The organism is Dactylosporangium sp. CA-139114, from assembly GCF_050955725.1.
Lineage (GTDB): Bacteria > Actinomycetota > Actinomycetes > Mycobacteriales > Micromonosporaceae > Dactylosporangium.
Map to the genome: position 1 here is coordinate 7,389,544 of NZ_CP192080.1, position 16,688 is coordinate 7,406,231.

A 16,688-nucleotide genomic window follows, 5' to 3' on the forward strand; every position below is an offset into this window, starting at 1 on the left:
TCACGCACCGCCGCCGACCCGCTCAAACGCGGCGCGGCGGCATGTCCCGTGACAAGGGCTCCGACCTGCGGGTTCATGGAGCACAAAGACTGAAATATTCATCTCGAACCGCTTCGACATTTCGCGGTAAAGCCGGGCATTGCGACGAGCGGCAGGAGCAGGCACCGCGCACGGCAACGAGCGACACGAACACGCACCGCGCACGGCAACGAGCGACACGAACACGCACCGCGCACGGCAACGAGCGACACGAACACGCACCGCGCACGGCAACGAGCGACACGAACACGCACCGCGCACGGCAACGAGCGACACGAACACGCACCGCGCACGGCAACGAGCGACACGAACACGCACCGCGCACGGCAACGAGCGACACGAACACGCAGGCACCACGCACGCCACGAGCGACAGGAGCAGGCACCGCGCGTTGCGGCGAGCCACCAGGACTCGAGAAAGCGCGGAGGCCGGAGACGGGGACGGCAGAGAGGGGGCCGAGGAGACAGGGCCGCGAACGCCGGAGCTGAGCATCGCCGGCGATCCCGGAATGCCGTGGCCGAACGGCGATGCAATGCCGGGTGCACGCCTGCGCACAATGGCGCCGTGCCCGATCCCGAACTCGCCGTGCTGCGTGACGCCATCCGCCACCGCGGGACGATCGACGTGAGCGGTGCGGCCGCGGTCGTCGAGGAGTACCTGGCCGGCGTCCTGCGCGACGCCGGCGCGGCCGGGAACGATGCCGCGCTGCGCTGGGCCCGCGATCGGCTGCGGCTGTTCATGGTCGTGAGCTGGGGAAACTGGTTCGGGGTGCTGGAGCGGCTGCCGCGGGAGTATCCGACGCTGCGGGCCGAGTGGCGCGACCTGCTCGCCGACCCGTCCAGCTACGGGCCGGAGCACCTGGTGGCCTGGTGGTGGCACCTGCGGCCGGCGATGTTCGAGCCGCTGGTCGCGAACCAGCTGCGCGAGATGAGCGTCCCGCTGCGCGACGGCGTGGCGAACATCCTGCGCGACGGCGGCACCTTCGACGGCCGGCTCGTCGACTGGGCGGCATTCGGCGCGGCCTGACGGCCCGGCCACCGCGGCAAGCGCCGGCCACGGTCCGCCACGGACAAGGCCAGGGAGCCGCCACGCCACCCCGAGCACGAGCCCAGAAAGCCGCCACGCCACCCCGAGCCGAGACCGGCAAACCCCACGCCACCCCGAGCACGAGGCCAGGGAGCCGCCTCGCCACCCCGAGCACGAGACCGGCAAGCCCCACGCCACCCGGGACGGGGTCGGGGTGGGGTCGCGGCACCTCCCGGGCGACGTAGGGTGAAGGCGCCCGGCACCGCGCGGGTCGCGCCGCCCTCCGGGCGCCGCCGGGATCTGCGAGGCCCTGGAGGTACGCATGCTGCCCTGGAAATCCGAGCCGGCCGGGCGCTTCGAGGAGCTCGTCCTCGACAGCGCCGTCCTGCGCGGCAACCCGCTCGGGGATCCGCACGAGCGGCCCCTGCTCGTGTACCTGCCGCCCGGCTACGACGAGGACGAGTCGCGGCGCTACCCCGCGGTCTACGTGGGCCAGGGGTACACCGGGCATCTCGGCATGTGGTGGAACCGTCCCGCGTTCCGGCAGCCCTACCCGGAGCTCATGGACGCCATGTTCGCCCGCGGGGAGGCGCCGCCCGCGATCGTGGTGTTCTTCGACGCCTGGACGGCGCTCGGGGGCAGCCAGTTCCTCGACTCGCCGGCGACCGGGCGCTACCACACGTACCTCTGCGAGGAGGTCGTGCCCTTCGTGGACGGCCGGTTCCGGACCCTCGCCGACCGCGACCACCGCGGCATCAGCGGCAAGTCCAGCGGCGGCTACGGCGCGATCGTGACCGCGATGCTGCGCCCCGACCTCTTCGGCGCCCTCGCGACCCACGCCGGCGACGCGCTGTTCGAGGTGAGCAACCAGCTCGCCTTCCCGCGGCTGGCGCGGCAGCTGCGCGACCAGTACGGCGGCTCCTACGACACGTTCCTGCGGGAGTTCCGCGAGCGCAGCATCCCGCGCGACGGCGACATCGAGCTGCTGGAGCTCTACGCGTACGCCGCGGCCTACTCGGCCGACGAGGACGGCACGGTCCGCATGCCGTTCGACGCCAACGGCGCCCTGATCGCGCCGGTCTGGCAGCGGTGGCTCGACCGCGACCCGGTGGTGATGGCCGCCAAGCCGCAGTACGCCGAGGCCCTGCGCTCGATGCGCGGCATCTGGATCGACGCCGGCCGCCGCGACGAGTACTTCCTCGACCTCGGCGCCTCCGCGTTCCTGGACCGGGTGCTCGCGGCCGGCGTCAAACAGCCGCAGGTGTACTTCGAGCTGTTCGACGCCGGCCACGGCGGTATCGAGTACCGCTACCCGCTCGCACTGGCCTGGCTCAGCGAGCGCCTGGCCCCCTGAACCCTCACACGGGCTCGATCCAGATGTTGCGGTAGCGCACGTTCGCGCCGGGATCGCCGTGGTCCTGCAGGCGGATCGGCAGCGCCGCCGGGCTCTCGGCCGCGCCCGCGCCCGTCGGCCCGTCGACGGCCACGTCGTTGTGCACCGTGACGCCGTTCCACACGAGGGTGACCCGGGCGTTCTCGGTCTTCGTGGTGCCGTTCCAGCGGGCCGCGCGGAACGTCACGTCGAAGGTCTGCCAGGTCTCCGGCGCCGTTGCCGGATTGCTGCCGGGCGCCCGCTTGAGGTAGATGGAGCCGCAGTCGTTGTTCGCCGGCGGGGTCTTGCCGTGGCTGTCGAGCACCTGGACCTCGTAGCGGTCCTGCAGGTAGATGCCGGAGTTCGCGCGGGCCTGGCCGGTGACGTCGGCCGGGAGGTTCGGCAGCCAGAACTCGGCGTGGAGCTTGAAGTCGCCGTACGCCTGCTTCGTGCGGATGTCCCCGCCCAGCACCTCCGCCGAGCCGCCGGAGACGGGCCAGGTCGGGGCGGTGCCGTCGGCGTTGGCGAACGCGTTGAGGCTGCCGCCGTCGAACAGGGTCACCCGCGAGGCTCCATTGTGGACCCAGCTCTGCTGCGCGACCCCGGCCGCGTCCCAGATCTGCAGCTCGGTGCCGTCGGCGGAGGCGCCCCCGGCCGCGTCGAGCACCCGGCCGGACTGCGGGTTGCGCAGGGTGCCGTTCGCCCCGGCCTGCCACACCTGGGCGGCCGAGCCGTTGCAGTCGTACAGCTGCACCTTGGTCCCGTTTGCGGTGCCGCCGTTGTCGACGTCCAGGCACTTGCCCAGCGCGCGCAGCGTGTCGCCGGTGCGGGTCCAGCTCTGCGCGGTGGAACCGTTGCAGGTCCACAGCTGGATCTTCGTGCCGTTGGCGGTGCCGGCGTTGCTGACGTCGACGCACTTGCCGCCGATGCCGGTGATGGTGCCGGTGTGGTCCGCCGCTCCCCCGCCGCCGGCCGGCGCGACGGTGATGTTGTCGAGGTTGACGTGGCCGATGTCGCCGCCGTCCACGCGGTAGGCGATCGCGTTGCCGCCCGCGCGCAGCTGGAGCGTCTCGGTGGCCGTCGCCCAGGTGTCCCAGTTGCCCGTGTCCGCGAGGGACAGCTGCCGCACCTTGGCGCCGTTGAGGTACAGGCTGACGGTCTTCGTCCCCGCGGAGGGATTGGGCCCGTTGCTGAACCGCAGCGCCACGGTGTAGGCGCCGGCGCTGGGCGCGGCGACGCTGAACGTGGCCGCGGCGCCCGCGTTGCCGAACCCGGCCACGAAGCCGGTGCCGGTGTATCCACTGTGGTCGGTCGCGACGCCCGCGCTGCCGCTCAGGCCCGAGTACTCGGCCTCCTGCTGGCCGGTCGGCGGCAGCGTGCCGTCGGCGAGGGCGTTGAGGGTGTACCAGGCCTCGGTGCTCCACAGCGACTGGCCCGTGGTCGAGGTGAACGGCCGCGGCGAGCGCACGTGGACGACCCGGCCCGGCTTGAGGCCCGCGACCTGGACGGTGACCTTCAGCCGGTCGGCCGAGAGCGTCGCCGAGGTGACCTGGAGCGACTCCTCGTCGACCTTCGGGCCGCCGTAGGCCGGCGTGGGGACGTACCGCCACTGCTGGAACGTGTAGCGCGAGGCCAGCTGCGCCGCCGTCTCGGCCGACACCGGCTGGGTGTACTCCAGCTCGAAGCCGCCGGGCTTGACGCGCATCGCCTTGAAGTCGAAGACGTTCGTGCCGTTCGGGGTGATCTTCTGCAGGCCGTAGGTGAGCTTGCCCTCCTGGCCCCAGTTGCCCCCGGCGCCGAGGCCGCCCGCGTAGAGCGCGCCGTCGGGGCCCTCGCTGATGCGCAGCACGCCCATCTCGAGCCCCTGCGTCATGCGGAAGACCGCGCCCTGGTACTCGCCGTTGACCTGCTCCAGCGAGGCGCGCTGGATGCCGCCGTACGTCACGTCGCCGAACGCCAGCTGCCCGGCGTACGGTCCATTGTGGAGCACCAGCGGGGTGCTCGGCGAGTTGGCGATCTCGTTCTGCGGCAGCCACAGCACGGGCTGGGTGACCGGCTGGCCGTCGAACGGGCCGTCGGGGTTGGTGTAGTGGCCGAAGAAGCGGTCCTGCTTGATCTGCACCAGCTTCGACGCGGGCAGCCAGCCGCCCTGGTTGTCGGTCACGAACAGCTCCCCGGCGGGTCCCCAGCCGATGCCGTCGGGGGTGCGCAGGCCGCCGGCGACGTACTGCACGGCGCCGGTCGAGCGGTTGATCCTCAGGCTGGTGCCCCGGTTCGGCGAGCCCTGCGGGTCGGTGGTCGCGCCGCCCTGGTTGATGGAGACGGACAGGTTCAGGTAGAAGTACCCGTCCTGGTAGAGCAGCCCGAAGCCGAACTCGTGGAAGTTCCCGTCGAACGGCCAGGTCGCGACCGTGCGGTAGCGGTCGATCTGCCCGTCGCCGTCGGTGTCGGTGAGCTCGGTCAGCTCGTGCTTCTGGGACACGAAGATGACGCCGTCGACGATCTTGAGTCCCATGGGCTCCTTCAGCCCGGAGGCGATCCGGGTGTACTGCACCTGCGACGGCGAGGTCGCGCCCGTCACGTTGCGCAGGATGTAGACCTCGCCCGTGGTGTTGAGGCTCCCGCCCCAGGTCGCGATGGCCAGACGCCCGTCGGGGAACCAGTCCATCGCGCTCACCTGCGGGTTGAAGCCGTTCGGGCGCAGGTTCGTCAGGGTGTAGCCCGGGTGCACCGACGTCAGCGGCAGCCCGTCGCCGGGCGAGTCGGCGGATCCCTCGCACTCCTTGCGCCCGGGGGCGGTGACGCGCACGACCCCGGCATCGGTGCTCAGCACCGAGTTCGGCACGAGCGTGTAGGCGCTCGAGCCCGGCGGGCGCCACTCGAGGGTCAGTTGCTGGCCGCCGGTGCGCTCGAAGAAGTCGATGCGCAGCGCGTGGTAGCCGGCCGTGAGGGCGACGCTGCCCTCGACCGCGGTCGCGCCGTGCAGGCCGTCGTTGCTGATGACGTTCGCGCCGTCGATGGCCAGGCGAGAGCCGTCGTCGCTGGTGAGCCGGAACGCGTAGGTGCCGGCGCCGGGGATGTTGACGTTGCCGATGACCTGGGCCTGGAAGTAGTCCTCGAGCCCGCCGAAGTCGGCGGCGGTGGTCCAGTTGACGGTCGGCATGAGCTTGTCGACGTTGGGCGTCTGCCCGGACTTGAGCACGCAGATGGAGCTCTGCGGGGTCTGCAGGTCGAAGACCCGCAGGGTGACGCCGGGCTCTTGCGGTGCCACCGCGGCCGCGGAGGGGATCGCCGGCAGCAGGCCGGCGCCCGCGAGCAGCACGGCGAAGAGGGTCGTCCATCGCTTCACGGAACGCTCCAAGGGGTAGGAGCCGGTCACGGACTCCCGCGCGCGCTCGCCGAAGACGGGCACGGGTCATCGGGGCGTTCGTCGGCACTGGCGGAACCGACGACCGTCGATATGTCACGACACGCTAGGGGACTTCCGTCCGGATGTCGATAACTTTCGCTGAACACAGCGAAAGATTGCCCGAATTGCGGCGTTCATGCCCGCACGCCATCGCGATGGTGGTCTTGACGCGGCCTGTCACCATGCGGACACACGAGCGAAGGGGGACGGGACGGGCCGATGGAGTTTCTCGACGCGATCCTCGGCTTCCCGACCGTCCTGTTCACCGTCCTGCTCGTCGTCGTCATCGCCTATTGGCTCGTCGTGCTCCTCGGCGGCGCCGACACCGACCTGCTCGACGCCGGGCCCGGGCTGCTCGGGGCGCCGATCGCGGTCGGGCTCTCGGTGCTGGTGCCGGTCGCCTGGTTCGTCAGCCTGGCCGGCTCGGTCGTCGTCCACGGCGCCTTGCCGCGCGTGGCCGTGCTGCTGGTCGCGCTGGCGGCCGGGTGGCTCGCGGCGCGGCTGGCCGCGATCCCGCTGCGGCGGCTCACCCCGGCGACGGGCGGCGACTCCCGCACCGCGTTCGTCGGGCGCTCGTGCGTGATTCGCACCGGGACCGTGACCGAGTCGTTCGGCCAGGCCGAGGTCACCGCCGGCGACGGCTCCAGCGCGATCGTCCAGGTCCGCCAGACCGGCGCCGACCGCTTTGCCGCGGGCAGCCTCGCGGTGATCTACGAATACGACCGGGACGGCGAGTTCTTCTGGGTCGTCCCCGCCCCGGACGGACTCGGACCCGGCCCGGACGGACCCGCTCCAACTGGACCCACCCCCGGACACAGGGAGCTCTCATGACCGTGCTCACCACCGGCTTCCTCGTCGTGCTCGGCGTGGTCGTGCTCGCCGCGATCGGCGTGCTCATCGCCATCAGCCGGCTGTTCCGCAAGATCGAGCAGGGCAAGGCGCTGATCATCTCGAAGGTCAGCAAGGTCGACGTCACGTTCACCGGCGCGGTCGTGCTGCCGGTCCTGCACAAGGCCGAGGTCATGGACATCTCGGTGAAGACGATCGAGATCGAGCGGACCGGCCGGGAGGGGCTGATCTGCCGCGACAACATCCGGGCCGACATCCGCATCTCGTTCTTCGTGCGGGTCAACAAGACCGTCGAGGACGTCATCAAGGTCGCCCAGGCGATCGGCACCGTCCGCGCCAGCGACCAGGAGACCCTGCAGGAGCTGTTCAACGCGAAGTTCTCCGAGGCGCTCAAGACCGTCGGCAAGCAGCTGGACTTCGTCGACCTCTACACCAAGCGCGACGAGTTCCGCGACCAGATCGTCCGGGTCATCGGCACCGACCTCAACGGCTACAGCCTCGAGGACGCGGCCATCGACTTCCTCGAGCAGACGCCGCTGTCGAGCCTCGACGGCTCCAACATCCTCGACGCGCAGGGCATCCGGAAGATCACCGAGCTGACCGCGATCGAGCACGTACGCACGAACGAGTACCGGCGCACCGAGGAGAAGGAGATCAAGCGCCAGGACGTCGACGCGCGCGAGGCGATCCTCGAGCTCGAGCGGCGGCAGGCCGAGGCGGAGATCAAGCAGCGGCGCGAGGTCGACACCCTGCGGGCCCGCGAGGACGCCGAGACCGCCCGGGTCCGGGCCGAGGAGCGCCTCAAGTCGCAGACCGCGGAGATCCGCACCGACGAGCAGGTCGGCATCCAGCACGAGAACAAGTCGCGCGAGATCGCCGTGGCCGAGAAGAACCGCGAGCGGGTCATCGCGATCGAGTCGGAGCGCATCGAGAAGGACCGGATGCTCGAGGTCATCGCCCGGCAGCGGGAGACCGAGCTGAGCACGATCGCCAAGGACAAGGAGGTCGAGGCCGAGAAGCGGGCCATCGCCGAGGTCGTGCGGGAGCGCATCGCGGTCGAGCGGACCGTCGCCGAGCAGGAGGAGCACATCAAGCGGCTGCGCGTGGTCGAGGAGGCCGAGCGCACCCGCCAGGCGGTCATCATCGCGGCCGAGGCCGAGGCGCAGGAGAACCTGGTCAAGGGCATCAAGGCGGCCGAGGCGGCGGAGCAGGCGGCGAAGTTCAAGGCCCGCGAGGAGCTGGTGCTGGCCGAGGCCCGCCAGCAGACCGCGGAGCTGGAGGCCCGGGCCAAGATCCGCCTCGCCGAGGGCGTGCAGGCCGAGGCGGCCGCGGCCGGCCTGGCCGACGTGCAGGTGCGCGAGCGCAACGCCGAGGCGATCGAGAAGGTCGGCCGGGCGGAGGCCGCGGTCGAGCGCGAGAAGGCGGTCGCGAGCGCCGAGACGATCGAGAAGGCCGGCCTGGCCGAGGCCGCGGTCGAGCGGGAGAAGGCGTCCGCGCTCGCCGACGCGCTGCGCGACAAGCTCAAGGGCGAGGCCGAGGGGCTCACCGACAAGGCGGCCGCGATCGCCGCGATGGACGCCGCGTCCCGCGGGCACGAGGAGTACCGCCTGCGCCTGGAGATGGAGAAGGAGATCCGCCTGGCCGGCATCGACGTGCACCGGCAGGTGGCCGAGCAGCAGGCGCTCGTGCTGGCCGCGGGGCTGGAGAAGGCGAACATCGACATCGTCGGCGGCGACAGCGTCTTCTTCGACAAGCTGCTCGGCTCGATCACGCTCGGCAAGAGCATCGACGGGCTCGTGCAGCACTCCGACGTGGTGCAGGGCGTCGGCGCGGCCTACCTCAACGGCAACGGCGACCTGGTCGGCGACCTCGGGCGGGTGCTCGGCTCGATGAGCACCGCGGACGTGTCCAACCTGACGCTGTCGGCGTTCCTGGCCCAGCAGATCCAGCGCGGCGGCGCCGACGGCGACAAGCTGCGCGACCTGCTCGACACGGCCCACCGGCTCGGCATCGCCGACAAGCCGGTCGCGGCCCTGGCCGCGGCCCAGCGGTGAGCGCGGCGACCGCGGCGGTGAGCGACAAGACCGCAGCGGCCCCGGCGGCGAGCCTGGACGCCGGCACCTACGAGGTGCTGCGCGACCGGCTCGCCGCCCAGGCGGCCGAGCTGACGCGCCGGGCCGAGGCCCTCAACGCGCGGCGGACCGAGATGTTCGGGGGCGCGCAGCTGCGGCTGCTGGGCACCGAGCGCATCCGCACCGAGCACAACTGCGTCCCGCGCGACATCGTGTCGGTCGGCGGCCTGATGCTGTTCGGCTACAACGTCTTCATCGGCCTCAAGCCCGAGACGACGGTCGACGACGTGTTCTCGGTGCACCGCTTCGCCCGCGACGGCGACGCGTTCCGCTTCGACCGGCCGACCGGCGACGACGACGACGCGCTGCTGCGCGACCCGCGGCTGCTGCGCGACTTCGGCGAGGTCTACAAGTACTACCGCGACACCCGGCTGCTGCAGCTGCGCCGGCTCGACGGCAAGCTCCTCGCCGTCTTCCAGACCGGGCCGCGCACCGACGACATCAAGGTGCTGCGCTGGACCGTCGGCCCGGACGGCACCGTGTCCTATGTGGACAACCGGGGCGAGCGCGACCACGTGTTCCCGCCGTCGCACGACTTCGAGTGGACGCCGGTCGGCCGCGAGCGGCACGTGCTGGGCCGGCACCCGCACATCTCCATCGAGGACGTGGTGTTCGTCGAGACCGTCGGCGGGGACCTGACCGTCAAGGTGGAGAACAACACCGAGACCGGCGAGGGCATCTACCGGGAGCCGGTCGACGAGCCGCTGCAGAGCCTCGCCGACGCCGACGTGAGCTACGCGCGCGTCGGCGCCCTGGTGCTGCTGCGCATCAGGCCGTACAAGGAGAACGCCCATCGCTTTCTGGTCTTCAACACGAGGACCCGGGCGGTCGTGCGGCTCGACGGGATCGGCCAGGGCTGCCAGCGCCTGCCGGAGGACCAGGGCCTGATCTTCCCCGGCGGGTACTACCTGGCCACCGGCGTCGCCCGCACCTTCGACACCGACGTGGCCGAGCTCGAGTTCGAGCGCGTGATCCGGTCCGTCAACGGCGAGGACGTGCTCTACGTCTTCCACGCCCGGGCCGACGGCCGGTCGCTGCTGCTGCCGTACAACGTCATCCGCAAGGCGGTCGAGAACCCGATCGTGTGCCACGGCTACTCGCTGTTCGACGACGGGACCCTCGTGGTCTTCCGCGCCGAGTCCGAGGAGCCGGCCCGGGTCCACACCATGCAGGTCTGGCAGACGCCGTACCAGTCGGACACGTACGCCGCCGCCCAGCCGATCGGGACCGGGCCGCTGGACCGGGTGGGCAACGCCGACCTCGTCCGCGGCATCTCCGACGCCCTGTCGGTGGCCCGGATGGTCGCCGAGATGGCCCCGTCCGCGGCGGTCTTCGAGGCGATCATCGCCGCGTGCCGGCGCGCCTTCGACCACTACCACTGGCTCGGCGAGGCCGACCTCGGCGACCTGCGCCACCCGCTCACCGAGCTGCGCGACACCGCCGAGCAGGTGCTCGGCGAGTTCGAGCGGGTGCAGGCGCTCACCGAGGAGGCGGCCGCCGCCCTCGGCGCGCAGGGCGAGCGGATCGAGTCGCTGATCCGCCGCTCCCAGGGCGAGACGCCCGCCGACACCGACGCCTGGGTGCGGCGCCTGGCCGACCTGCGCCGCGCCCAGGGCTCGCTGGTGCCGCTGGCCGAGCTGCGCCACGTCGACACCGAGCGGGTCGCCGCGCTGCAGGCCCGGCTCGGCGCGGAGCTCACGGCGGCCGGCCGGCGGGCGGTGCGGTTCCTGCAGCACGAGGACGCCTTCGCCGCCTACCACACCGGCGTCGAGCGCCTGGTCGCCGACGCCGAGGCGATCCGGACCGTGGCCGACGCGGGGCCGGTCGGCGAGCGGCTGGCCGCGCAGGCGGAGGCGCTGCAGATCGTCACGGAGGTGGTCGGCTCCCTCGAGATCGCCGACGCCACCGTCCGGGTCGGCATCCTGGCCCGCATCGGCGAGGTGCTCGGCGGCGTCAACCGGGCCCGGGCCACCCTCGACGCCCGCCGCCGCGAGCTGCTCGCCGTCGAGGGGCGGGCCGAGTTCGCGGCCGAGTTCGCGCTGCTCGGGCAGGCCGTCACCGGCGCGCTCGCGGCCGCCGGCACCCCCGAGCGCTGCGACGAGCAGCTCGGCCGGCTCATGCTGCGGCTGGAGCACCTGGAGTCGCGCTTCGGCGAGTCCGACGACTTCCTGGCCCGGCTCGCGGACCAGCGCACCGACGTCTACGAGGCGTTCTCGGCCCGCCGGCAGGCGCTGCTGGACGAGCGGGCCCGCCGCGCCGACCGGCTCGCCGAGTCCGCCGAGCGGATCCTCGCCGGCATCGGGCGCCGGGTCGCCGCCATGACGTCGGCCGACGAGGTCAACACGTATTTCACGACCGACCCGATGGTCGCGCGGGTCCGCCGCCTGGCCGGCGAGCTGCGCGAGCTGGGCGACCAGGTCCGCGCCGAGGAGCTGGACGGGCGGGTCCAGCGGGCCCGGCTCGAGGCCGGCCGGCTGCTGCGGGACCGGGTCGACCTCTTCGACGGCTCGGCCGGCCTCATCCGGCTCGGCCGCCACCGGTTCGCCGTCAACACTCAGGCGATCGACCTCACGCTCGTGCCGCACGGCGACGGGCTGGCGTTCACCGTGACCGCGACCGACTACCGCGCACCGGTGGACGACCCGCAGATCGCCGCGGCGCGCCCGTTCTGGGGGCAGCTCGTCGCCTCCGAGTCGCCCGAGGTGTACCGCGCCGAGCACCTGGCCGCCCTGGCCCTGGAGGTCGCGTCCGAAGGCGGATCCCTGCAGGCCGTGCGGCGCCTGGCTGACGAGCGCTACGACGAGGGCTACGAGCGCGGCGTGCACGACCACGACGCGGCGCTGATCCTCGAGGTCCTGCGGCGGCTGGACGCCGGTGCCGGGCTCCTGCGCCATCCGGGGGCGGATCGCGCCGAGGCGCAGCTGTTCTGGGCTTTCAGCGCCGGCGACGAGGCGAAAGCGGCCTGGACCCGGCGGGCGCGGTCGCTGGCCCGGGCCCGGGCGGCGTTCGGGCCCTCGGACGCGATCGGCGAGCTGTGCGCGCAGCTGCAGTCGGCCATGGGCTCGTCCTCGTCGGCTGCCGCATACCTGTTCGAGGAATTGACCCTGCCGGATTTCGGGTTCGTCACCGGCGCGGGCGCGCGGGCATTGCTGGACCGGTTCCGGCGGGCCGTGCCGTCCGACGAGCTCGCGGAGGACCTGCGGGCCCTCGAGGGCGACCTGGCCGCCCGCCGCCAGCTCGTGTCGGCGTGGCTCACCTCGTTCGCCCCGGACAGCCCGGACCGGCAGGAGGCCGCCGCCATCGTGCTCTGCGGTCCCCGGCTGCCGCGGCGCGAGTCGGCGGCCGAGCTCACCGCGACCGTGGAGGGGCTGCTCGGCACCCATCCACGCATCGAGGGGCGCCGCATGGAGCTGCGGCTGGACGAGGTGCTCGACCGCACCCGGCGGTTCCGGCTCGAACGCGTGCCGGCCTTCCGGGCCTACCAGCGCCGCCGCAACGAGCTGGCCGCGCGCGAGCGGGAGCGGCTGCGGCTGGAGGACTGCCGGCCGAAGGTGATGAGCGCCTTCGTGCGCAACCGGCTGCTCGACGAGGTGTACCTGCCGCTGATCGGCGACAACCTGGCCCGGCAGCTGGGCGCGGCGGGCGAGGCGAAGCGGGCCGACCAGATGGGCCTGCTGCTGCTCATCTCGCCGCCCGGCTACGGCAAGACGACGCTCATGGAGTACGTGGCCAGCCGCCTGGGGCTCGCGTTCGTCAAGGTGAACGGGCCGGCGCTCGGGCACCACGTGACGTCGCTGGACCCGGCGGAGGCGCCGAACGCCACCGCCCGGCTGGAGATCGAGAAGGTCAACTTCGCGCTGGAGATGGGCAACAACGTCCTGCTGTACCTCGACGACATCCAGCACACCTCGCCGGAGCTGCTGCAGAAGTTCATCTCCCTGTGCGACGCCCAGCGGCGCATGGAGGGCGTCTGGAACGGCCGGACGCGCACATACGACCTGCGGGGCAAGCGGTTCGCCGTGTGCATGGCCGCCAACCCGTACACCGAGTCGGGGCGGCGCTTCCGGATCCCCGACATGCTGGCCAACCGCGCCGACGTGTGGAACCTCGGCGACGTGCTGACCGGCCGGGACGAGGTGTTCGCGCTGAGCTACATCGAGAACGCCCTGACCTCCAACGCCGTCCTCGCCCCGCTGTCGGCGCGGGACCGCGGCGACGTCGAGCTGCTGGTGCGGCTGGCCCGCGGCGACGGCACCGTGCGGCCGGACCAGCTCGCCCACCCGTACCCGGCGGTCGAGGTGGACCGGATGCTCGCCGTGCTGCGCAAGCTGCTGCGGGTGCAGGAGGTGGTGCTGGCGGCCAACCGCGCGTACATCGCCTCCGCGGCCCAGGCCGACGCGTCGCGCACCGAGCCGCCGTTCCTGCTGCAGGGCTCGTACCGCAACATGAACAAGCTCGCCGAGCGGGTCGTGCCGGTCATGAACGACGCCGAGCTGGAGGCGGCCATCGACGACCACTACGCCGGCGAGGCGCAGACGCTCACCACCGGCGCCGAGGCGAACCTGCTCAAGCTGGCCGAGCTGCGCGGCCGCCTCACCCCCGGGCAGGCGGCGCGGTGGGAGGAGGTCAAGGCGGCCCACCGCCGGGCGCAGGCGCTCGGCGGGGCCGGGGACGACCCGATGAGCCGGGCCGTCGGCGCGGTCGGGCTGCTCGCGGACCGGGTCGGCGCGGTCGGGGCGGCGATCGACCGGGCGGCCGCGGCGGGTCGGACGGTCACCGGTGCGAACGGCACGACCGCCAGATCGAAGGCGTAGTGGACCATCCCGTCCTGGTAGGTCGGAAGCGGGCCGGGCCGGCAAGGGCGCACCCGCACAGCTGCCCGCCATGGATGCGCATGAGTGGATGCGCATGAGTGGATGCGCATGAGCTGCGTCATGAACGTGAACCCGACCCCTGTGCACACCGCGTGGCCATGTGCCGGTCGCCGGGTGGTCGTGCGGTTGCGGTACAACCCCTGATCATGTCCGCTGTCGTGCTGTCGGTTCTGGCTGCCGCCATGTTCGCCTTCTCGGCGGCCATGCAGCAGCGCGCGGCCCGCCGGGGCGCGCCGGATGTGCACGATCGTGCGCTGCCCGTGCGGGTGTTCCTGCTCATCCGGGCGCTCGTACGGGATCGCTGGTGGCTGGCGGGCTGGGTGCTCAACCTGTTCGCCTTCGCCGCGCATGCGCTCGCGCTGCACCTCGGATCGCTCACGATCGTGCAGGCGTTGCTGGTGTCACAGCTGCTGTTCGCGCTGCTGACCGTCCGCCGGCCACGGGCCACGGCCTGGCTCGGCACCGTCGCCGTGTGTGCCGGGTTGGCGCTGCTGGTCGTGGCCCGCCCGGCGGTGCCGCATGATCTCGTGCGAACCGACGTGCCCCCGGCGGTGGGGCTCGCCGCGGCCGTGACGGTCGCGTGCATCGTCGTCGCGCACCTGCTCCCGGCCCGCACCGAGGCGCGCCTGCGCGGCGCGCTCGCCGGGGCCGCCGCCGGCGTGTGCACGTGCCTGACCGCGGTGTTCGTCGTGCTCGTCACCGACACCCTGGCCCGCGACGGCGTCCGGGGCCTGGCCCACGACTGGTCGATCCTGGCCCTGGCCGCCTCGACCACGGCGAGCGCCCTGCTCACCCAGGACGCGTTCGCCGCCGGCTCGCTGCCGACCGCGCTGACCGCGATCAGCGTCGCCGACCCGCTCGCCAGCGCCCTGTTCGACGCGACCGTCTTCCACGCGGGCCCGCGCGGCGCCCTGTGGTGGCCCTGGAGCCAGGTCGTCGTCGCGGCGCTGCTCGTCGCCGGCGTGGCGCTGCTCGCTACCGGACGCGCTGGCGCCCCGCCGCCCGGGCGAACACCTCCAGCAGACCGCCGACCGTCGCCGACCACGGAAACTGCTCCGCCACCGCTCGCGCGTCCGAGCGACGGCGCTGCGGCGGCGCGCTGAGCAGCGACTCGACGCCGTCGGCCAGGGCGTGCGCGGTGCCGTCGGTGACCCGGCCCGACTCCGGCCGCAGGATCAGCTCGCCCGCGGCCCCCTTCGACGGCACCACGACCGGCACGCCGCACGCGAGAGACTCCAGCGTGGCCAGGCCGAAGGTCTCGGCCGGGGACGGCGACAGCGAGATGTCCGCGCCGGCCACGAGCTCGGCGAGGCGGCCCCGCTCGGCCACGTGACCGAGGAAGCGCACCGGCAGCCCCACGGCGAGGCGGGTCAGGCGGCGCTGCAGCGGGCCGGTGCCGATCACGTCGAGGGTGGCGGGCACGCCGCGGCGGCGCAGCTCGCGCAGGGCCTCGATGGACAGCTCCGGGTGCTTCTCCGCGGACAGGCGGCTGACGGTCACGAGGCGCACGCCGGGCTCGCGCTCGACCGGACGGAAGGTGTCGAGGTCCACGCCGAGCGGGACGCGGTGGATCTTCTCCCGGCCGAAGACCTCGAACTCGGCGGCGGAGAAGGCCGACGTGAGCACGATGTGGTCGACGAGCCGGTGCAGGCGGCGGTTGGCCGCGGTGGCGGCGGAGTCCAGCGGGAACCAGCGCGGCACCCGGGTGCGCAGGATGGCGTTGATGCGCTCGTGCGAGACCAGCACCAGCGGTACACCCCGGGAATGCGCCCACGGGGCGAGCCAGGAGATGCTGAGCTTGTCGTTGGCCTCCAGCACATCGGGCTCGACCCGGTCCAGCAGCGCGCACACGCGGCGGCGGGCGGTGAGCACGCGATAGCCGCCGGTGCCGGGCAGCAGCGGGCTGCGCACGGTGAGGTGGCGGCCGTCGGGCAGCGTGACGTCGCGATCCTCGGGGCCGGGCACCAGCGTGACGCGCTCGTGACCGGCCGCGATGTAGCCGCGCCCGGTCTGCTCCACGCACGTGCGCAAGCCCCCGGAGACCGGCGTGTAGAAGTTCGCGAGCTGGACGATCCTCACGACGCCGCCGCGTCGAGGACGGCGCCATAGGTGGTGGCGCGGGCGCCGGCCTTCAGCGCGCCCTCGATCGCCCGCAGCGTGTCGTCGCGCAGGCGCGGCCGGTGCAGGTCGTCGGGGTGCAGCGCGACGCGCACCAGGCCGCGGCGGCGGGTGGCCCAGGCCGCGCCGCCGCGCAGGACGGCCGAGCCGAGCCGCTCCCCGGTGCCCCCGGGGCGATGCGAGAGCGCGAATCCGCGCCGGGCACGGGTGGGGCCGGCGCCGCGGAGGTCCTTCACGCCGAAGTGGTCGGTGGTGTACCGGAACCCGGCCCCCGCCAGCGCCCGCTCGGCGGCCGGCGAGGCGAGCCAGCCCGGCGGGGTGAAGCCGGCGGTGCGCAGCCCGAGGCGGTCGAGCACCCCCTTGGCGTCGCCGAGGCGGCGGGCGGCCTGCCGCTCGTCGAGCGCGGCGAACTCGGCGGCGCCGCGGGCCACGGCCCGGCCGACGGCGCGGCGCACGGGGCGCCCCTCCGGCCCGGCCCGGTGGCACCAGCCGTGCAGCACGAGCTCGTCGCCGCGGGCGGCGCGCTCGCGCAGCACCGCCGCGTAGTCGCCGTGCTCGGCCAGCGCCATCCCGCGCCACGGCCCGGGGATCACCAGCAGCGAGACCGGGATGCCGAGCGCGTCGGCGTCGGCGCACCAGCGCGCGGTCTCGTCGGCGGTCGCGGGCGCCACGTCGTGGACGCTGACCACCAACAATGGTCGAACGGTCGTCATCTAGGCCCATCACAGCAGGTCAGGGCGGCGTGCCGCGTCGAGTCGGGGTACCTGTCGCCGGACGTTAGCACGTGCCGCACGACCGCCCGCGACCCCGAGCACCCGCGGCTCGACAATGCGGCGCACGTCACGATCACATCGATGAACATCAGCTCG

General features: G+C 73.1%; 8 protein-coding genes and 1 pseudogene. 6 read left to right on the forward strand and 3 right to left on the reverse strand.

Going from position 1 to position 16,688, the window contains the following annotated elements:
• Window positions 1-603: 603 nt before the first annotated feature.
• Together ACQP2P_RS32855 and ACQP2P_RS32860 are read left to right on the forward strand one after the other, a co-directional pair.
• Window positions 604-1,065, forward strand: coding sequence for a hypothetical protein (locus tag ACQP2P_RS32855; protein ID WP_433607463.1), 462 nt, complete (start codon window positions 604-606; stop codon window positions 1,063-1,065).
• 322 nt (window positions 1,066-1,387) lie between these two features.
• Complete coding sequence (locus ACQP2P_RS32860) at window positions 1,388-2,419, forward strand: alpha/beta hydrolase (protein ID WP_433607465.1); 1,032 nt, start codon at window positions 1,388-1,390, stop codon at window positions 2,417-2,419.
• 4 nt (window positions 2,420-2,423) lie between these two features.
• Here ACQP2P_RS32860 and ACQP2P_RS32865 read toward each other — a convergent pair whose 3' ends face one another.
• The gene (locus ACQP2P_RS32865) at window positions 2,424-5,786 is read right to left on the reverse strand and encodes a family 16 glycoside hydrolase (RefSeq protein WP_433607467.1); all 3,363 of its coding nucleotides are present in this window, start codon (window positions 5,784-5,786) and stop codon (window positions 2,424-2,426) included.
• Between the two features lie 279 nt (window positions 5,787-6,065).
• Between ACQP2P_RS32865 and ACQP2P_RS32870 the strand changes: the two genes are divergently transcribed.
• The 4 genes from ACQP2P_RS32870 to ACQP2P_RS32885 all read left to right on the forward strand — a co-directional run bounded on the left by ACQP2P_RS32870 (window position 6,066) and on the right by ACQP2P_RS32885 (window position 14,804).
• Window positions 6,066-6,677: a hypothetical protein gene (locus tag ACQP2P_RS32870; protein ID WP_433607469.1), complete on the forward strand. Its 612-nt coding sequence runs from the start codon at window positions 6,066-6,068 to the stop codon at window positions 6,675-6,677.
• A complete protein-coding gene (locus tag ACQP2P_RS32875; protein ID WP_433607471.1) occupies window positions 6,674-8,749 on the forward strand; it encodes a flotillin family protein in 2,076 nt (691 codons plus the stop codon). Before ACQP2P_RS32870 ends, ACQP2P_RS32875 begins: the two co-directional genes overlap by 4 nt.
• Window positions 8,750-8,766: 17 nt before the next feature.
• Window positions 8,767-13,641 (forward strand): DNA repair ATPase, encoded by a 4,875-nt coding sequence (locus ACQP2P_RS32880; RefSeq protein WP_433607473.1) that lies wholly within the window; start codon window positions 8,767-8,769, stop codon window positions 13,639-13,641.
• A 206-nt stretch (window positions 13,642-13,847) separates the two neighbouring features.
• Window positions 13,848-14,804, forward strand: a complete 957-nt coding sequence (locus ACQP2P_RS32885) for a DMT family transporter (protein ID WP_433607475.1) — start codon at window positions 13,848-13,850, stop codon at window positions 14,802-14,804.
• 28 nt (window positions 14,805-14,832) lie between these two features.
• Here the strand turns inward: ACQP2P_RS32885 and ACQP2P_RS32890 are convergent.
• Window positions 14,833-15,780, reverse strand: a pseudogene (locus tag ACQP2P_RS32890) (glycosyltransferase); the annotation flags it as partial.
• Entirely contained in the window at window positions 15,777-16,532 is a 756-nt protein-coding gene (locus ACQP2P_RS32895; RefSeq protein WP_433607477.1) for a DUF2334 domain-containing protein, read from the reverse strand. The gene ACQP2P_RS32895 and the pseudogene ACQP2P_RS32890, both read right to left, overlap by 4 nt.
• Window positions 16,533-16,688 lie beyond the last annotated feature (156 nt).

Coding starts and splice junctions, on each gene's coding strand:
- ACQP2P_RS32860 (WP_433607465.1), top strand. CDS start 1,388: ATGCTGCCCTGGAAATCCGAGCCGGCCGGGCGCTTCGAGGAGCTCGTC.
- ACQP2P_RS32870 (WP_433607469.1), top strand. CDS start 6,066: ATGGAGTTTCTCGACGCGATCCTCGGCTTCCCGACCGTCCTGTTCACC.
- ACQP2P_RS32875 (WP_433607471.1), top strand. CDS start 6,674: ATGACCGTGCTCACCACCGGCTTCCTCGTCGTGCTCGGCGTGGTCGTG.
- ACQP2P_RS32885 (WP_433607475.1), top strand. CDS start 13,848: ATGTCCGCTGTCGTGCTGTCGGTTCTGGCTGCCGCCATGTTCGCCTTC.
- ACQP2P_RS32895 (WP_433607477.1), bottom strand. CDS start 16,532: ATGACGACCGTTCGACCATTGTTGGTGGTCAGCGTCCACGACGTGGCG.